We start from the raw sequence: 16,306 nt of genomic DNA on the forward strand, positions 1-16,306 counted from the left end.
GGGTCTTAAACAGGTCTCGGCATATGAATCTCGAGAAAGCAGGTATCCCACTGTGAGCCAGCCCGGTCTGAATCTCGTCGACTCCGTATACGAGCGTCTGCTGCGAGAACGCATCATCTTCCTGGGCTCGCAGGTGGACGATGACATCGCCAACCGGTTGTGCGCCCAGATCCTGCTGCTGGCCGCCGAGGATCCGACCAAGGACATCTCGCTCTACATCAACTCCCCGGGCGGTTCGATCAGCGCCGGGATGGCGATCTACGACACCATGGTGCTGGCGCCGTGTGACGTCGCCACCTACGCGATGGGGATGGCCGCCTCGATGGGCGAGTTCCTGCTCGCGGCGGGCACCAAGGGCAAGCGCTACGCCCTGCCACACGCGCGGATCCTGATGCACCAGCCACTCGGCGGGGTGACCGGCAGCGCTGCCGACATCGCGATCCAGGCCGAGCAGTTCGCCGTCATCAAGAAGGAGATGTTCCGGCTCAACGCCGAATTCACCGGCCAGCCGATCGAGCGCATCGAGGCCGACTCCGACCGCGACCGCTGGTTCACCGCCCCCGAAGCCCTGGAATACGGCTTCGTCGACCACATCATCACCCGCGCCCACACCAACGGAGCCGCAAAATGAACTTTGAAACTATGGCGGCAATCCAGCCGCAGGCGCGCTACATCCTTCCGTCGTTCGTCGAGCACTCCAGTTGGGGCGTCAAGGAGTCCAACCCGTACAACAAGCTGTTCGAAGAGCGGATCATCTTCCTGGGCGTGCAGGTCGACGACGCCTCGGCCAACGACATCATGGCCCAGTTGCTGGTGCTGGAATCGCTGGATCCGGACCGCGACATCACCATGTACATCAACTCCCCGGGCGGCTCCTTCACCTCGCTGATGGCGATCTACGACACCATGCAGTACGTGCGGGCCGACATCCAGACCGTGTGCCTGGGCCAGGCGGCCTCGGCCGCCGCGGTGTTGCTGGCGGCGGGCACACCGGGCAAGCGGATGGCGCTGCCCAACGCCCGGGTGCTGATTCACCAGCCGTCGCTGTCCGGGGTGATCCAGGGGCAGTTCTCCGATCTGGAGATCCAGGCCGCCGAGATCGAGCGGATGCGGACCCTGATGGAGTCCACCCTGGCCCGCCACACCGGCAAGGACCCCGAGGTGATCCGCAAGGACACCGACCGGGACAAGATCCTCACCGCCGCGGACGCCAAGGAATACGGGATCATCGACACGGTCCTGGAGTACCGCAAGCTCTCGGCGCAGACCGCCTGACGTCTCGCTGACTCTGCGGCCAGGGCGCGACCTACTCGAACTCTTGCGCCATATCCGCAGAGTCGACGGCTGCGGCAACCGCGCTGATGTCGGCCGGGCTCACCCGGCAACAGCCACCGACGATGCGCGCTCCGGCGGCCACCCACTGCGGCACCAGCGAGGGGGAGAAGCGCGCCGACCCGGTCCAGCGCCGTCGGTCGGTGTCCCAACTCTCCCCACTGTTGGGATAGACGATCACCGGCTTGCCGGTGACCGCGCGGGCGATCTCGATGGCCGGCAGGACGTCGTCCGGGGCACAGCAGTTCACCCCGACCGCGACGATCTGTGGCACCCCCGCGGCGACGGCGAAGGCCTCCGCGAGTGATTGCCCGGCGCGGGTCGAAGCGCCGTCGATGGTGTAGCTGAGCCAGGCCGGCACATTCGCCTCGCGTATCAACCCCACCAGGGCGTCGGCCTCGTCGATGTCCGGCACGGTTTCCAACGCCAGCACATCGGCCCCGGCGTCGGCCAGCACCTCCAGCCGGGGCCGGTGCCAGGCTGTCAGGTCGGAGACCGAAAGCCCGTAGAGGCCAAGGTATTCCGAGCCGTCGGCGCGCGCTGCGCCGTATGGGCCGACGGAGGCGGCCACCCAGCGTGCGGTGCCACCGCCGTCGTCACCGGTGGCCAGGCCGGCCGAGCGGGCCAGTTCCACACTGCGGCGGAGCAGCGCCACCGCGCCACGATGGTCGATTCCGCGGGCGGCGAAACCATCGAAGTTCGCCTGGTAGCTGGCGGTGGTCGCGATCATTGCGCCGGCGGCGAAGAAGGCGGCGTGCACGGCGGTGATGTCCCCGGGCGCGTCGAGCAGCAATCGGGCCGACCACAGCGGATCCGAAAGGTCGGCACCGCGGGCTTCCAGTTCGGTGGCCAGCCCGCCATCGGTGACGATCACGGTATCGTCGGGCACGGCGAAGCCCACGTTCGCCACTGTAGGGCTCCGTAACGTCGCCCGTCTCACAGCCGGGTAACGCCGACGACACGCTCACGCCACGCCAGCGCGTCACGCGCCGGGTATGGGGGTTCGGACGATATCTTCTTGGAGCAGACCGGCCCAGGCGGGACCGGTAACGAATACCAACGACGCGATTCGGCCTTATCGGTCGCCTCGCACAGGAACGAGCGGGTAGCGTCGGGGCCAGACACCGGTACCCCGACGACAGACGGCGAACAGGAAGTAGGTCCTAACGCACCATGGCGCGCATCGGAGACGGCGGTGACTTGCTGAAATGTTCGTTCTGCGGGAAGAGCCAGAAGCAGGTCAAGAAGCTCATTGCGGGTCCGGGCGTCTACATCTGCGATGAATGCATCGACCTCTGCAACGAGATCATCGAAGAGGAGCTGGCCGACGCCGACGACGTCAAGCTCGACGAGCTGCCCAAGCCCGCTGAGATCCGGGACTTCCTGGAGGGCTACGTCATCGGTCAGGACACGGCCAAGCGCACGTTGGCGGTGGCTGTCTACAACCACTACAAGCGCATCCAGGCCGGCGAGAAGAGTCGCGATTCCCGTTCCGGTGAGCCGGTAGAGCTGACCAAGTCCAACATTTTGATGCTCGGCCCCACCGGCTGTGGCAAGACTTATCTGGCCCAGACGCTGGCCAAGATGCTCAATGTCCCGTTCGCTATAGCGGATGCGACGGCACTCACCGAGGCGGGCTACGTCGGTGAGGACGTGGAGAACATTCTGCTCAAGCTGATTCAGGCCGCCGACTACGACGTCAAGCGCGCCGAGACCGGCATCGTCTACATCGACGAGGTCGACAAGATCGCCCGCAAGAGCGAGAACCCGTCGATCACCCGCGATGTCTCGGGTGAGGGCGTGCAGCAGGCGCTGCTGAAGATCCTGGAGGGCACCCAGGCGTCGGTTCCGCCGCAGGGCGGCCGCAAGCACCCGCACCAGGAGTTCATCCAGATCGACACCACCAACGTGTTGTTCATCGTCGCCGGGGCGTTCGCCGGGTTGGAGAAGATCGTCTCCGACCGGGTTGGTAAGCGCGGCTTGGGTTTTGGCGCCGAGGTCCGCTCCAAGGCGGAGGCCGACACCGTCGACCACTTCGCCGAGGTGATGCCCGAAGACCTCATCAAGTTCGGATTGATTCCCGAGTTCATCGGCCGGCTTCCGGTGGTGGCCTCGGTGACCAACCTCGACATGGAGTCATTGGTCAAGATCCTCTCGGAGCCGAAGAACGCTCTGGTCAAGCAGTACACCCGACTGTTCGAGATGGACGGGGTGGAACTGGAGTTCAGCGCAGACGCGCTGGAGGCGATCGCCGATCAGGCCATCCACCGGGGCACCGGGGCGCGCGGTCTGCGGGCGATCATGGAAGAAGTGCTGCTGCCGGTGATGTACGACATCCCCAGCCGCAACGACGTCGCCAAGGTCGTGGTGACCAAGGAAACGGTGCAGGACAACGTGCTGCCGACCATCGTGCCGCGCAAGACGTCACGCACCGAGCGTCGCGACAAGAGCGCCTGATTCGGGGCGGCGCCAACCGCGCCGCCGATGGTTACTCGCCGGTAGCAAACTTTTCTTAAAGTTGGCCTGTCGTCAGACGTGACCAAAACCACATTTACCCCGGAAGTTGACCGAGAACCGCACCGTGACGTCGGGGTTTGACGGTCACTCGGTGGGGTTCCGACACGGTGTGGCGTCGAACCGTCTCTAAGGACGGTGCAATAATCGGTACTGCCAGTGACAGAAAAATGTATGGGTGCGCCAGCCGCGCTGTGCGGGCCCGGGTAGATAGTGATGGAAGGCGGGGCCGTGGGTCCGAGCGGTAACGGAGCCGGGTCGGCGCCCGGGCGTCAAAAACTCGAGAAAGTCGTGATCCGTTTCGCCGGGGACTCCGGTGACGGCATGCAGCTCACCGGCGATCGCTTCACCTCCGAGGCGGCGCTGTTCGGAAACGACCTGGCCACCCAGCCGAACTACCCGGCTGAGATCCGCGCACCTCAGGGCACCTTGCCCGGCGTGTCGTCGTTCCAGATCCAGATCGCCGACTTCGACATCCTGACCGCCGGTGACCGCCCCGACGTGCTGGTGGCGATGAACCCCGCGGCACTGAAAGCCAACATCGGTGACCTGCCCCGCGGCGGCATGGTGATTGTCAACTCCGACGAGTTCACCAAGCGCAACCTGGCCAAGATCGGTTACGAGGCCAACCCGCTGGAGACCGAGGAACTCTCCGACTACGTGGTGGTCCCGGTCGCGATGACCTCCCTGACGCTGGGCGCGGTAGAGGTGATCGGCGCGACCAAGAAGGACGGCGCCCGCGCCAAGAACATGTTCGCGCTGGGCCTGTTGTCCTGGATGTACGGCCGGGAACTGGAGAGCAGCGAGCGTTTCATTCGGGAGAAGTTCGCCAAGAAGCCCGACGTCGCCGAGGCCAATGTGCTGGCGCTCAAGGCGGGCTGGAACTATGGCGAGACCACCGAGGCGTTCGGCACCACCTACGAGATCTCGCCGGCCAAGCTGCCGCCGGGCGAGTACCGCCAGATCTCGGGGAACACCGCGCTGGCCTACGGTGTCATCGTCGCCGGCCAGTTGGCCGAGACCCAGGTGCTGTTGGGGACCTACCCGATCACCCCGGCCTCCGACATCCTGCACGAGTTGTCCAAGCACAAGAACTTCAACGTGCTGACCTTCCAGGCCGAAGACGAGATCGCCGGTATCGGCGCGGCGATCGGCGCCTCCTACGGCGGTGCGCTGGGCGTCACCAGCACCTCCGGCCCGGGGCTGGCCCTCAAGGCCGAGGCGCTGGGCTTGGCCGTGATGACCGAGTTGCCGTTGCTGTTGATCAATGTCCAACGCGGTGGCCCGTCGACCGGCCTGCCGACCAAGACCGAGCAGGCCGACCTGATGCAGGCGCTGTACGGCCGCAACGGTGAGTCGCCGGTCGCGGTGCTGGCACCCTGCACGCCGTCGGACTGCTTCGACGTCGCCATCGAGGCCGTGCGGATCGCCCTGGCCTACCGCACCCCGGTAGTGCTGCTCTCCGATGGGGCGATCGCCAACGGGTCCGAGCCGTGGCGCATCCCCGACATCAGCTCGATGGAGCCGATCGAGCGCAATCTGGCCAAGGCGGGCGAGGACTTCGCGCCCTACGCCCGCGACCCGGAGACCCTGGCCCGGCAGTTCGCCATTCCGGGCACCCCGGGCCTCGAGCACCGGATCGGTGGGCTGGAGAAGGCCAACGGTTCCGGGGAGATCTCCTACGAGCCGGCCAACCACGATCTGATGGTGCGACTGCGCCAGGCCAAGATCGACGGCATCAAGGTTCCCGACCTGGTCGTCGACGACCCGACCGGGGACGCCGAACTGCTGTTGCTCGGTTGGGGCAGTTCGTATGGTCCGATCGCGGAGGCGTGCCGGCGGGTCCGGCGCGGCGGCGTCAAGGTCGCGCAGGCGCACCTGCGCTACCTCAACCCGCTGCCGGCCAACCTGGGCGAGGTGCTGCGGCGTTACCCCAAGGTCGTGCTGCCGGAGATGAACCTGGGTCAGCTGGCGCTGTTGCTGCGCGGCCGCTACCTCGTGGACGTCCAGTCGGTGACCAAGGTGGCCGGCAAGGCCTTCCTCGCCGAAGAGGTCGAGGGGATCATCGACGACGCGCTGTCCGGGACACTGGCCGCGCGCGAGAACGAGAAGGCGTCGCTGGCCAAGGCCGCGGCAGTTACCATTGCGGGTACAGCAGGAGCGAATTCATGACCGCAGATCTGACAACGGAATCTCTGGTCGGCACCGAGCTGGGGCTGACCGCCCTGAGCGGGGTGCCCACCACCGACGAGCCGCAGAAGTCCAAGGACTTCACCTCCGACCAGGAGGTGCGCTGGTGCCCCGGGTGTGGCGACTACGCCATCCTCAACACGATGCGCAACTTCCTTCCCGAGCTGGGGCTGCGCCGGGAGAACGTGGTGTTCGTCAGCGGTATCGGCTGCTCCAGCCGCTTCCCGTACTACATGAACACCTATGGCGTGCACTCGATTCACGGCCGCGGCCCGACGTTCGCCACTGGGCTGGCGACCGCCCGCGAAGACCTGAAGGTCTTCCTGATCACCGGTGACGGCGACGCGCTGTCGATCGGCGGTAACCACCTGATCCACACGCTGCGCCGCAACGTCAACATCACCATCCTGCTGTTCAACAACCGGATCTACGGCCTGACCAAGGGCCAGTACTCGCCGACGTCGGAGACCGGCAAGATCACCAAGTCGACGCCGTTCGGTTCGCTGGACAACCCGTTCAACCCGGTTTCGCTGGCGATCGGCGCCGAAGCGACGTTCGTCGGGCGCGCCCTGGACTCCGACCGCAAGGGCCTCACCGAGGTGTTGCGGGGGGCGATGGAGCACCGCGGTTCGGCGCTGGTGGAGATCCTGCAGGATTGCCCGGTCTTCAACGATGGCTCCTTCGACCTGCTGCGCAAGGAGGGTGCGGAGAACCGCCTCATCAACGTCCGGCAGGGCGAGCGGGTCATCTTCGGCGTCGAGGGTGAGTACTGCGTGATTAAGACCGGCTACGGGCTGGAGGTCGCCAAGACCGCCAACGTTTCGGCCGACCAGATCGTCGTGCACGACGCCACTCTGGCCGACTCCTCCTACGCATTCGCGCTGTCGCGGCTCTCCGAGCAGGACCTGTCGCACTTCCCGATGGGGATCTTCCGCAAGGTCAACAAGCCCACCTATGACGACCAGGCGCGCGCGCAGGTCGCCGAAGCCCGGCAGGCTGCCCCGCACGACACCGCCTCACTCCAGGCGCTGCTGCGTGGCCGCGACACCTGGACCGTCGCCTGACGTCATGACCCGGTTGGCCGGTGTCGTGCTGGCCGGCGGCGCCTCGCGCCGGATGGGGCGTGATAAGGCCACCCTGACCGTGGCGGGCCGCTTCGACGGCCGCACCCTGGTGGAGCACCTGGTATCGGTAGCGGGACAGTGCTGCGATCCGGTCTTCGTGGTGGCCGCCCAAGGGCAGGCGTTACCCGAGTTGTCCGCGCAGGTATTGCGCGACGAGGCGCCCGGGCTGGGGCCGCTGCCGGCGCTTGGCCTGGGCTTGCGTGCCGCGGCGGAGGCCGGGGCGGAACACGCGTTCGTCTGTGCGGTCGACATGCCGTTTGTGACGCCAGAATTCATCGCCCGGTTGGCCGGGACGTGCTCACCCGCCGACATCGTGTTGCCCCGGGCGGGCCGGGACCACTACTTGGCGGCGGTGTACCGCACCGCGCTGGCCGAGAAAGTCGATGCGCTGGTCGCCGGCGGGGAGCGCCGGGTGGGCGCACTGGTCGACATGGTTGAGGTCCAGCGGATCGAACTGGACGATCCGACGCCGCTGGCCAATCTCAACTCGCCCGAGGACGTCGCCGGGCTGTCGTGAGCGGGTCGGCGTCACCGAACCTCAGTGGCCCGAACCAGACAGTCGAGCATTCGTGTGCGTTCGTGTCCAAGCTAGGGGCAGCAAATATTGCTCGGTGGCCGCAGTAATGGATTTGTCGGTGTCGCGACCCGTATAAATTAATCTCCGTGTTATGCCGGTGAGATACGCACATTATTTCTGTCGATACGCACATTGCGACCACTCTGGTGGAGCGGGCATCCGGCATCGAAATCTACTGCGGCAGAAGGTGATTAGCCCAGCGGCAACGAGACGAGGGCGAATGGCGCCGATCGACTGAAATTCCCGATCCGCAATGCGAACCGGATTCCCGGCCGATACGGAAATCCTGGACGGCGCGGCCAATTATCCAAGCCGAGCGGATTCCCGGGGCCGCCCGCGTCCGGCGATACGCGCGACCTGATGGCGCACCCTCGATAGCGCAGGCCATAGGCCTATGACCAGCAGTTCGTTGGGGCTTGTGATGCGTTTGGGATTCGCATCGTGCGGCGAATCGACTTGCGTCCGCTGGCTTTCCTGGACGGAAAAGCGCAGCGATCTCAGTGGCCCAGGCCACAAAATACCCGTGATTTGACTCACGACCGGGGGTCGGTGGCGCGAACCGCCCGAGACGCCAAAATTCATTGTTGACCTGCTGCAACCATTCGAACTGGCGACGTGATGGTTTCGTTATCTGACCGAAATACCACCGTCATGCGGTTGGACTTCCCGCATGGACATTTCGTAAGTTTCCTTTCGCCCGAATGTCGGGCAAACAAAATGAATCGACGGAACCGCGTGTGAGCGGGCCGCGGGCGGCCCCTGAATGCTTCCGCGGTGCCGGGTGTGAACCCGGCCGGCAGATGCTGCCCCCGCTGTCGTGCCCGACCTAGACGGCACGTCTCGAAGACCACTCCCGCCTGGAGAACCAGGCACGCCAACCCATTGGCACTTCGAAACGCGCGCTGCGAAAGGAACGATGTTGAAGAACGTCCGCAAGCCCCTGACCATGGCCGCGATTGCCGGGGCCCTGATCACCGGCGCGGTCGCACTGTCCGACGCCACCGCCAAGGCTGACAGCGTCAACTGGGACGCCGTCGCGGCCTGCGAGTCGGGCGGTAACTGGTCGATCAACACCGGTAACGGCTACTACGGCGGCCTGCAGTTCAACCAGGGCACCTGGCGTGCCAACGGCGGCAGCGGCATGCCGCACAACGCCAGCCGGTCCGAGCAGATCCGGGTGGCCGAGAACGTGCTGCGCAGCCAGGGCATCGGCGCGTGGCCGGTCTGCGGCCGTCGCGGCTGACCTTCCCAGACGACGGCGCCGGGCGATGAGCCCGGCGCCGTCGCCGTCTGCCGATCCGTACGGCGGTAGCGTCACGCTCATGTCTGAGACGCCACGTGAGTTCGACGTCATCGTCTATGGAGCCACCGGCTTCGCAGGGAAGCTGACCGCCCAATACCTGTCCCGTGCCGGCGGTGACGCCCGAATCGGGCTGGCGGGCCGTTCCGCGGAGCGACTGCGCGCGGTCCACGACGAGCTCGGTACCGCGGCGAAGGACTGGCCGATCGTGGTTGCCGACACCGAAAAGCCCGCGACGCTGGACGCGATGGCGGCTCGTACCCGAGTGCTGATCACCACCGTGGGCCCCTATACCCGTTATGGGTTGCCCATGGTCGCGGCCTGCGCCGCCGCGGGCACCGACTACGTCGACCTCACCGGCGAGGCGACGTTCGTGCGGGAGAGCATCGACGGCTACCACCAGCAGGCCGCCGACAACCGGGCGCGCATCGTGCACGCCTGCGGCTTCGACTCCATCCCGTCGGATATGAGCGTCTATGCGCTCTACCGGGCGGCCCGCGACGAGGGCACCGGCGATCTGCTGGACACCGACCTCGTTGTGCGGGGTTTCTCCGGTGGTGTGTCCGGCGGCACCCTCGCCTCGATGATCGAAGTACTGACCGCCGTCTCCAGCGACCCGGAGGCCCGGCGCCGGCTCTCCGATCCCCACACGCTCAGTGTCGACCGGTCCGCGGAACCTCGGTTGGGTCCCGAACCAGACCTGACCTGGCGCCGGGGCCGGGACATCGCGCCGGAACTGGATGGGATCTGGACCGCCGGCTTCGCCATGGCGCCTTACAACACCCGCATCGTGCGGCGCAGCAACGGATTGCTGGACTGGGCCTACGGCCGTCGTTTCCGCTACGCCGAGCACATGAGTGCCGGATCGTCGGCCGCGGCACCTGTGCTGTCGGGAATCGTGACCGCGCTGGGCAAGGTGACCTTCGGACTCGGTGGTCACCTCTTCCGGCTGCTGCCGTCCGGTTTGCTCGAGCGGGTCTTGCCCAAACCGGGAACCGGCCCCAGCCGAAGCACGCGTGAAAACGGCTACTACCGTCTCGAGACCTACACCACCACCAGCAGCGGAGCCCGCTACCTGGCTGTCATGGCGCAGCAGGGTGACCCGGGCTACCAGGCCACCTCGGTGCTGCTGGCCGAGAGCGCACTGGCACTGGCGCTGGACCGCGACGCCTTGTCCGACCATTACGGGGTGCTCACCCCGGCGGCCGCGATGGGTGATGCGCTGCTGGTCCGGCTGCGCGCGGCGGGTGTGACTTTGGACGTTTCCCGGCTGAGCTGACCGGCGCGCAATTGGCCGGTATCGGCGACGAGCTTTCCGCTAGTGTCGTTTTTGACCGCTGCCCGTAGCAGCACCCAGCAACGAAGGTGGAAACTCTCATGGCCGGCCTTGACGATCTCTTCGCGCAGATTCCCATCCAGGACATCGCCGACAAGCTCGGTGCCGACTCGGGCGAAGTGGACAACACCATCCGCACCCTGGTGCCGGTGCTGGTCAGCGGACTGAGCCACAACGCCCAGGACCCGGGCGAGGCCGACAACATCGCCAACACGGCCAACAGCTTCGCGGCCCAGGGGCTGCTGGACAACGCGCTCGGCAGCAACCAGGCCGAAGGCCAGCAGGTGATCTCGACCATCTTCGGCGGAAACGACACCAGCCAGGTCGCCTCGGCCCTGTCCGGCGCCGGTGCGGGCAACAACGACCTGCTGCAAAAGCTGCTCCCGATCATCGCGCCGATCGTGCTCGCCTACATCGGCAAGCAACTGACGGGCCAGAAGGCCGAGCCGGCCCAGCAGCAGGCTTCCGGTGGTGGCGGGCTCGGGGACATCCTGGGCGGCATCCTGGGCGGCGCGGCCTCCGGTGGCGGCGCCCAGAACCAGTCGATGGGCAGCATCCTGGGCAACATGATCGGTGGCAAGACCGGCGGCGCCATCGGCGACATCCTCGGCGGACTGCTCGGCGGCAAGAAGTAGTCAGTCGTTCACAAGCCCCCGGACCCACCCGGCCCGGGGGCTTGTCCACGTTGCGGGCAGTCATTCCTAGAATTGAGCGGTGACCGTCACCCCCAACGCCGCCAACGCCGATCACCTGCCCAAATCGTGGGAGCCGGGTGCGGTCGAGGACGCGATCTACCAGCGCTGGGTGGATGCCGGCTACTTCACCGCGGATCCGGCCAGTACCAAGCCCGGCTATTCGATCGTGCTTCCCCCGCCGAACGTCACCGGCAGCCTGCACATGGGCCACGCGCTCGACCACACCCTGATGGACGCGTTGACCCGCCGCAAGCGAATGCAGGGCTACGAGGTGCTGTGGCTGCCCGGCATGGACCACGCCGGTATCGCCACCCAGAGCGTGGTGGAGCGCCGGCTCGCCGCCGAGGGCCAGACCAAGGAAGCGCTGGGGCGTGAGCGTTTCATCGAACAGGTGTGGGATTGGAAGCGCGACTCCGGCGGCACCATCGGCACGCAGATGCGCCGGATCGGCGACGGGGTGGATTGGAGCCGCGAACGGTTCACCATGGACGACGGCCTGTCGCGCGCGGTCCGCACCATCTTCAAACGGCTCTATGACGCGGGCCTGATCTACCAGGCCGAGCGACTGGTCAACTGGTCGCCCGTGCTGGAGACCGCGATCAGCGACCTCGAGGTCAAGTACGAAGACATCGAAGGCGAGCTGGTGTCGTTCCGCTACGGCTCGACCGACGACGCACAGCCTCATATCGTCGTGGCCACCACCCGGCTCGAGACCATGCTCGGCGACACCGCGATTGCGGTGCACCCCGACGATGACCGATACCGGGATCTGGTCGGAACCAGCTTGCCGCACCCCTTCCTGGACCGGGAGATCCTCGTGGTCGCCGACGCGCACGTCGACCCCGAATTCGGCACCGGCGCCGTCAAAGTCACCCCCGCCCACGACCCCAACGACTTCGAGATCGGCTTGCGGCACCAGCTGGCGATGCCGACGATCCTGGACACCAAGGGCCGGATCACCGGCACCGGAACACAGTTCGACGGCATGGACCGCTTCGAGGCTCGGGTCGCCGTGCGTGAATCGCTGGCCGCCGAAGGGCGCATCGTCGCCGAGAAGCGTCCCTACCTGCACAGCGTGGGGCATTCCGAGCGCAGCGGCGAGATCATCGAGCCGCGGCTGTCGATGCAGTGGTGGGTCGATGTGTCGTCGCTGGCCAAGGCGGCCGGCGATGCGGTCCGCAACGGCGACACCGTCATCCATCCGAAAAACCTTGAGCCGCGCTGGTTCAGCTGGGTCGACGCCATGCACGACTGGTGCATCTCCCGGCAGCTGTGGTGGGGCCACCGCATCCCGATCTGGCATGGCCCGGACGGGCAGAAGGTGTGCGTCGGACCGGACGAGACGCCGCCGGAGGGCTGGCAGCAGGATCCCGACGTGCTCGACACCTGGTTCTCCTCGGCGCTGTGGCCGTTCTCCACTATGGGCTGGCCGGAGGCCACACCCGAGCTGGAGAAGTTCTATCCCACCACCGTCTTGGTGACCGGCTACGACATCCTGTTCTTCTGGGTGGCCCGGATGATGATGTTCGGCACCTTCGTCGGCGATGACGACGCGCTCACCGCGGGTGGAACGCGCGGATCCCAGGTTCCGTTCCGGAATGTCTTCCTGCATGGCCTGATCCGCGACGAACACGGTCGCAAGATGAGCAAGTCCCGCGGCAATGGCATCGACCCGCTGGACTGGGTGGAGACCTTCGGAGCCGATGCCCTGCGGTTCACCCTGGCGCGCGGTGCCAGTCCCGGCGGCGACCTGTCGATCGGGGAGGACCATGCCCGGGCGTCTCGTAACTTCGTCACCAAGCTGTTCAACGCCACCCGGTTCGCTCTGCTCAACGGTGCGCGACCGGCGCCATTGCCGGCCCCCGATGAGCTGACTGATGCCGACAGGTGGATTCTGGGGCGGCTGGAAGAGGTGCGCGCCGAAGTGGATTCGGCCTTCGAGGGCTACGAGTTCGGCCGGGCCTGCGAGGCGCTCTACCACTTCGCCTGGGACGAGTTCTGTGACTGGTATGTCGAGCTGGCCAAAACCCAGCTGGGAGAAGGGGTTGCGCACACCACCGCAGTGCTGGCCGCGGTGCTCGACACCCTGCTGAGGCTGCTGCACCCGGTGATTCCGTTCGTCACCGAGACCCTGTGGCGCGAGCTCACCGGTGCGGAGTCCCTGGTGATCGCCGACTGGCCCGAGCCGTCCGGAATTGTCCTGGACCAGGTTGCCGCACAACGGATCACCGACATGCAGAAGTTGGTGACCGAGGTGCGCCGGTTCCGCAGTGATCAGGGCCTGCGGGATCGACAGAAGGTTCCGGCCCGGCTGAGCGGTGTCGACGAAGCCGACCTGGCCACCCAGGTGGCAGCGGTGGCCTCCCAGGCCTGGTTGACCGAGCCCGGTGAGGGATTCGCCTCGTCGGCCACCGTCGAGGTGCGACTGGGCTCGGCCGGTGGTGGGGGAAGCACGGTCGTCGTCGAACTGGACACCTCCGGCACCGTCGATGTCGCCGCCGAACGGCGGCGCCTGGAAAAGGACCTGGCGGCCGCGGAGAAGGAACTGGTTGCCACTGCGGCAAAGCTCGGCAACGAGGCTTTTCTGGCCAAGGCGCCGGACGCGGTGGTCGACAAGATCCGGGCACGTCAGCAGTTGGCCCGCGACGAAGTGGACCGGATCACCGTGCGTCTCGCGGGCCTGGCATGACCGATCACCCGGTAGGCGCCGCCGAGCCGACACCGGACGAGATCGCGGCGCTGCTGCAGGTCGAGTATCTGCTCGACCAGCGGTGGGGCGAAACCAAGATCGAACCGAGCCTGACCCGCATCAACGCCCTGCTGGAACTGCTCGGCTCGCCGCAGCGCGGCTATCCGTCGATTCACGTGGCGGGCACCAACGGCAAGACCTCGGTGGTGCGGATGATCGACGCGTTGCTGACGGCGTTCAACCGCCGCACCGGGCGCACCACCAGCCCGCATCTGCAATCCGCGGTCGAGCGCATCGCGATCGACGACGTTCCGATCAGCCCGGCTAAGTATGTCGAGACCTACGCCGAGATCGAGCCGTTCGTGCAGATGGTCGATGCGTCGTCGCAGGCCGACGATGGGCCTGCGATGAGCAAGTTCGAGGTGCTCACGGGGATGGCGTTTGCGGCCTTCGCCGACGCCCCGATCGACGTCGCCGTCGTGGAGGTCGGCATGGGCGGCCGCTGGGACGCCACCAACGTCGTCGACGCCCCGGTCGCGGTCATCACCCCGATCGGCATCGACCACGTCGACTACCTCGGCGACGATATCGCCGGCATCGCCGAGGAGAAGGCCGGCATCATCCACCGCTCGTCGGATGAGCTGACCGACACGGTGGCGGTGATCGCCCGGCAGGTGCCCGAGGCGATGGAGGTGCTGCTGGCCCAGTCGGTGCGCGCCGACGCCGCGGTGGCGCGGGAGAATTCGGAGTTCGCGGTACGCAGCCGCCAACTCGCGATCGGCGGTCAGCTCCTGGAACTGCAGGGCCTGGGCGGGGTGTACTCGGATGTGTTCCTGCCGCTGCACGGTGAGCACCAGGCCCACAACGCGGTATTGGCGCTGGCGGCGGTGGAGGCGTTCTTCGGGGCTGGCGCAGAGCGTCAGCTCGACGTCGACGCGGTTCGGGCCGGCTTCGCCGCGGTGCGCAGTCCCGGCCGTCTGGAGCGGATGCGCAGCTCGCCCACGGTGTTCGTCGATGCCGCGCACAACCCTGCCGGTGCCGCAGTCCTGGCCCATGCCCTGACCGACGATTTCGACTTCCGGTTCCTGGTCGGGGTCATCAGCGTGCTGAGCGACAAGGACGCCGGCGGCATTCTCGCCGCTCTGGAACCAGTATTTGATCGAATCGTGGTGACCCACAACGGTTCTCCGCGCGCTCTGGATGTCGAGACGCTGACCGCGGCCGCGGTACGGTGGTTCGGGGAGGACAGGGTGGTGACCACCGAGACGCTCGAGGATGCCATCGACACCGCCACAGCACTGGTCGACGAGTTCGACTCCGACGGTGAAACCGCGGGAACCGGCATCGTGATCACCGGCTCGGTGGTCACGGCCGGGGCCGCCCGCACCATGTTCGGGAAGGATCCGGCATGACGGGTGACGATGCAGTGGGGGCACCCCCAGCCGCGCAGCGGCGAGGGGGACGCCAACGATGAGGGGGAGGCGTCCCATATGACCGGCCAACCCGCGCCGCCCGATCCGTGGCGGGGTTTTCGTGGCGTGATGGCCGCGACGCTGATCCTCGAGGCGATCGTGGTGCTGTTGGCGCTGCCGGTGGTCAGCGTCGTCGGCGGTGGCCTGACGCCGGTGTCGCTGGCATACCTGCTCGGGCTGGCGTTGGTGTTGTTGCTGCTCATCGGTATCCAAGGCCGGCCCTGGGCGATCTGGGCCAATCTGGCGTTGCAGTTGGCGCTGGTCGCCGGCTTCGTGATCTATCCGGGCGTCGGGGTGATGGGTCTGGTGTTCACCGGGGTGTGGGCGCTGATCGCCTACTTCCGAGCCGAGGTGTTGCGCCGCTCGTGACCGGGCCGGTACGCGGCCGGTACGCTGTCGCTTCATGACTGAGCGGACTTTGGTGCTGATCAAGCCGGACGGTGTCAACCGCCGGTTGGTGGGCGAGATCATCAACCGGATCGAGAAGAAGGGCCTGACGCTGGCGGCGCTCGAACTACGGCCCGTGCAGCAGGCGGTGGCCCGGCAGCACTACGGCGAACACGAGGGTAAGGCGTTCTTCGCGTCGCTGCTGGACTTCATCACCTCCGGCCCGGTGGTCGCCGCCGTGGTGGAGGGACCGCGGGCCATCGAGGCGTTCCGGCAGCTCGCCGGCGGTACGGACCCGGTGGCCAAGGCCACGCCTGGCACCATCCGGGGTGATTTCGGGCTGGAGACCCAGTTCAACCTGGTGCACGGCTCCGACTCGCCGGAGTCGGCCGAGCGCGAGATCGCGCTGTGGTTTCCCGAGCTGAAGCCGTCGGCGCCGACGTCTCGCATGACACTGGCCTGACGTCGGAGTTGATGCCTTTCGCCCGGCTTCCTCCGGTTGTGTGGGATACTGGCCAACGGGTGAACGTCACCGGACCGGTGTCCGACACCCGAATGAAGGCTTAGGCGAGTGCGACGGTCGCGATATGTGATGCGGCGCCGATCACCGGTCCTCATTCAGCCAGGCACCGAGTCGGTTCCACCCGAGCCCCTCGGAGCGAGACCACCACAAGCCCGGAGAAGTGAGCC

Annotated in this window: 13 protein-coding genes and 1 pseudogene; 13 read left to right on the forward strand and 1 reads right to left on the reverse strand. The window is 66.8% G+C overall.

From position 1 onward, the window contains the following. Positions 1-52: 52 nt before the first annotated feature. Together ACZYY4_RS03495 and clpP2 are read left to right on the forward strand one after the other, a co-directional pair. A complete protein-coding gene (locus ACZYY4_RS03495) occupies positions 53-631 on the forward strand; it encodes an ATP-dependent Clp protease proteolytic subunit (RefSeq protein WP_463808064.1) in 579 nt (192 codons plus the stop codon). 11 nt (positions 632-642) lie between these two features. After that, positions 643-1,275 carry an ATP-dependent CLP protease proteolytic subunit ClpP2 gene (clpP2, locus tag ACZYY4_RS03500; protein WP_463808410.1) on the forward strand — a complete coding sequence of 211 codons (633 nt, stop codon included), beginning with the start codon at positions 643-645 and terminating at the stop codon, positions 1,273-1,275. 31 nt (positions 1,276-1,306) lie between these two features. Here clpP2 and mmuM read toward each other — a convergent pair whose 3' ends face one another. Next, positions 1,307-2,242, reverse strand: a complete 936-nt coding sequence (gene mmuM / locus ACZYY4_RS03505) for a homocysteine S-methyltransferase (protein ID WP_463808065.1) — start codon at positions 2,240-2,242, stop codon at positions 1,307-1,309. A 263-nt stretch (positions 2,243-2,505) separates the two neighbouring features. Between mmuM and clpX the strand changes: the two genes are divergently transcribed. The 11 genes and pseudogenes from clpX (at position 2,506) to ndk (ending at position 16,079) form a co-directional block, all read left to right on the forward strand. Then, on the forward strand, positions 2,506-3,789 hold the full coding sequence (gene clpX, locus ACZYY4_RS03510; protein WP_463808066.1) for an ATP-dependent Clp protease ATP-binding subunit ClpX: 1,284 nt from the start codon (positions 2,506-2,508) through the stop codon (positions 3,787-3,789). A 288-nt stretch (positions 3,790-4,077) separates the two neighbouring features. Then, positions 4,078-6,018, forward strand: a complete 1,941-nt coding sequence (locus tag ACZYY4_RS03515) for a 2-oxoacid:acceptor oxidoreductase subunit alpha (RefSeq protein WP_463808067.1) — start codon at positions 4,078-4,080, stop codon at positions 6,016-6,018. Further along, positions 6,015-7,100, forward strand: coding sequence for a 2-oxoacid:ferredoxin oxidoreductase subunit beta (locus ACZYY4_RS03520; RefSeq protein ID WP_463808068.1), 1,086 nt, complete (start codon positions 6,015-6,017; stop codon positions 7,098-7,100). The genes ACZYY4_RS03515 and ACZYY4_RS03520 overlap by 4 nt, the downstream gene beginning before the upstream one ends. Before the next feature lie 4 nt (positions 7,101-7,104). After that, positions 7,105-7,677 (forward strand): molybdenum cofactor guanylyltransferase, encoded by a 573-nt coding sequence (gene mobA / locus ACZYY4_RS03525; RefSeq protein WP_463808069.1) that lies wholly within the window; start codon positions 7,105-7,107, stop codon positions 7,675-7,677. 1,069 nt (positions 7,678-8,746) lie between these two features. Further along, positions 8,747-8,980 (forward strand): annotated as a pseudogene (locus ACZYY4_RS03530) (transglycosylase family protein); the annotation flags it as partial. Between the two features lie 79 nt (positions 8,981-9,059). Beyond that, a complete protein-coding gene (locus ACZYY4_RS03535; protein ID WP_463808070.1) occupies positions 9,060-10,316 on the forward strand; it encodes a saccharopine dehydrogenase family protein in 1,257 nt (418 codons plus the stop codon). 98 nt (positions 10,317-10,414) lie between these two features. Then, entirely contained in the window at positions 10,415-11,008 is a 594-nt protein-coding gene (locus ACZYY4_RS03540; RefSeq protein ID WP_463808071.1) for a DUF937 domain-containing protein, read from the forward strand. 79 nt (positions 11,009-11,087) lie between these two features. Beyond that, the gene (locus ACZYY4_RS03545) at positions 11,088-13,757 is read left to right on the forward strand and encodes a valine--tRNA ligase (RefSeq protein WP_463808072.1); all 2,670 of its coding nucleotides are present in this window, start codon (positions 11,088-11,090) and stop codon (positions 13,755-13,757) included. Continuing rightward, positions 13,754-15,169, forward strand: a complete 1,416-nt coding sequence (gene folC / locus ACZYY4_RS03550; RefSeq protein WP_463808073.1) for a bifunctional tetrahydrofolate synthase/dihydrofolate synthase — start codon at positions 13,754-13,756, stop codon at positions 15,167-15,169. The genes ACZYY4_RS03545 and folC overlap by 4 nt, the downstream gene beginning before the upstream one ends. Before the next feature lie 78 nt (positions 15,170-15,247). Beyond that, positions 15,248-15,598: a DUF4233 domain-containing protein gene (locus ACZYY4_RS03555; RefSeq protein ID WP_463808413.1), complete on the forward strand. Its 351-nt coding sequence runs from the start codon at positions 15,248-15,250 to the stop codon at positions 15,596-15,598. A 34-nt stretch (positions 15,599-15,632) separates the two neighbouring features. Further along, on the forward strand, positions 15,633-16,079 hold the full coding sequence (gene ndk / locus ACZYY4_RS03560) for a nucleoside-diphosphate kinase (protein WP_463808074.1): 447 nt from the start codon (positions 15,633-15,635) through the stop codon (positions 16,077-16,079). Positions 16,080-16,306: the final 227 nt, after the last annotated feature.

It is taken from the genome of Mycobacterium sp. IDUB_21, assembly GCF_055419425.1.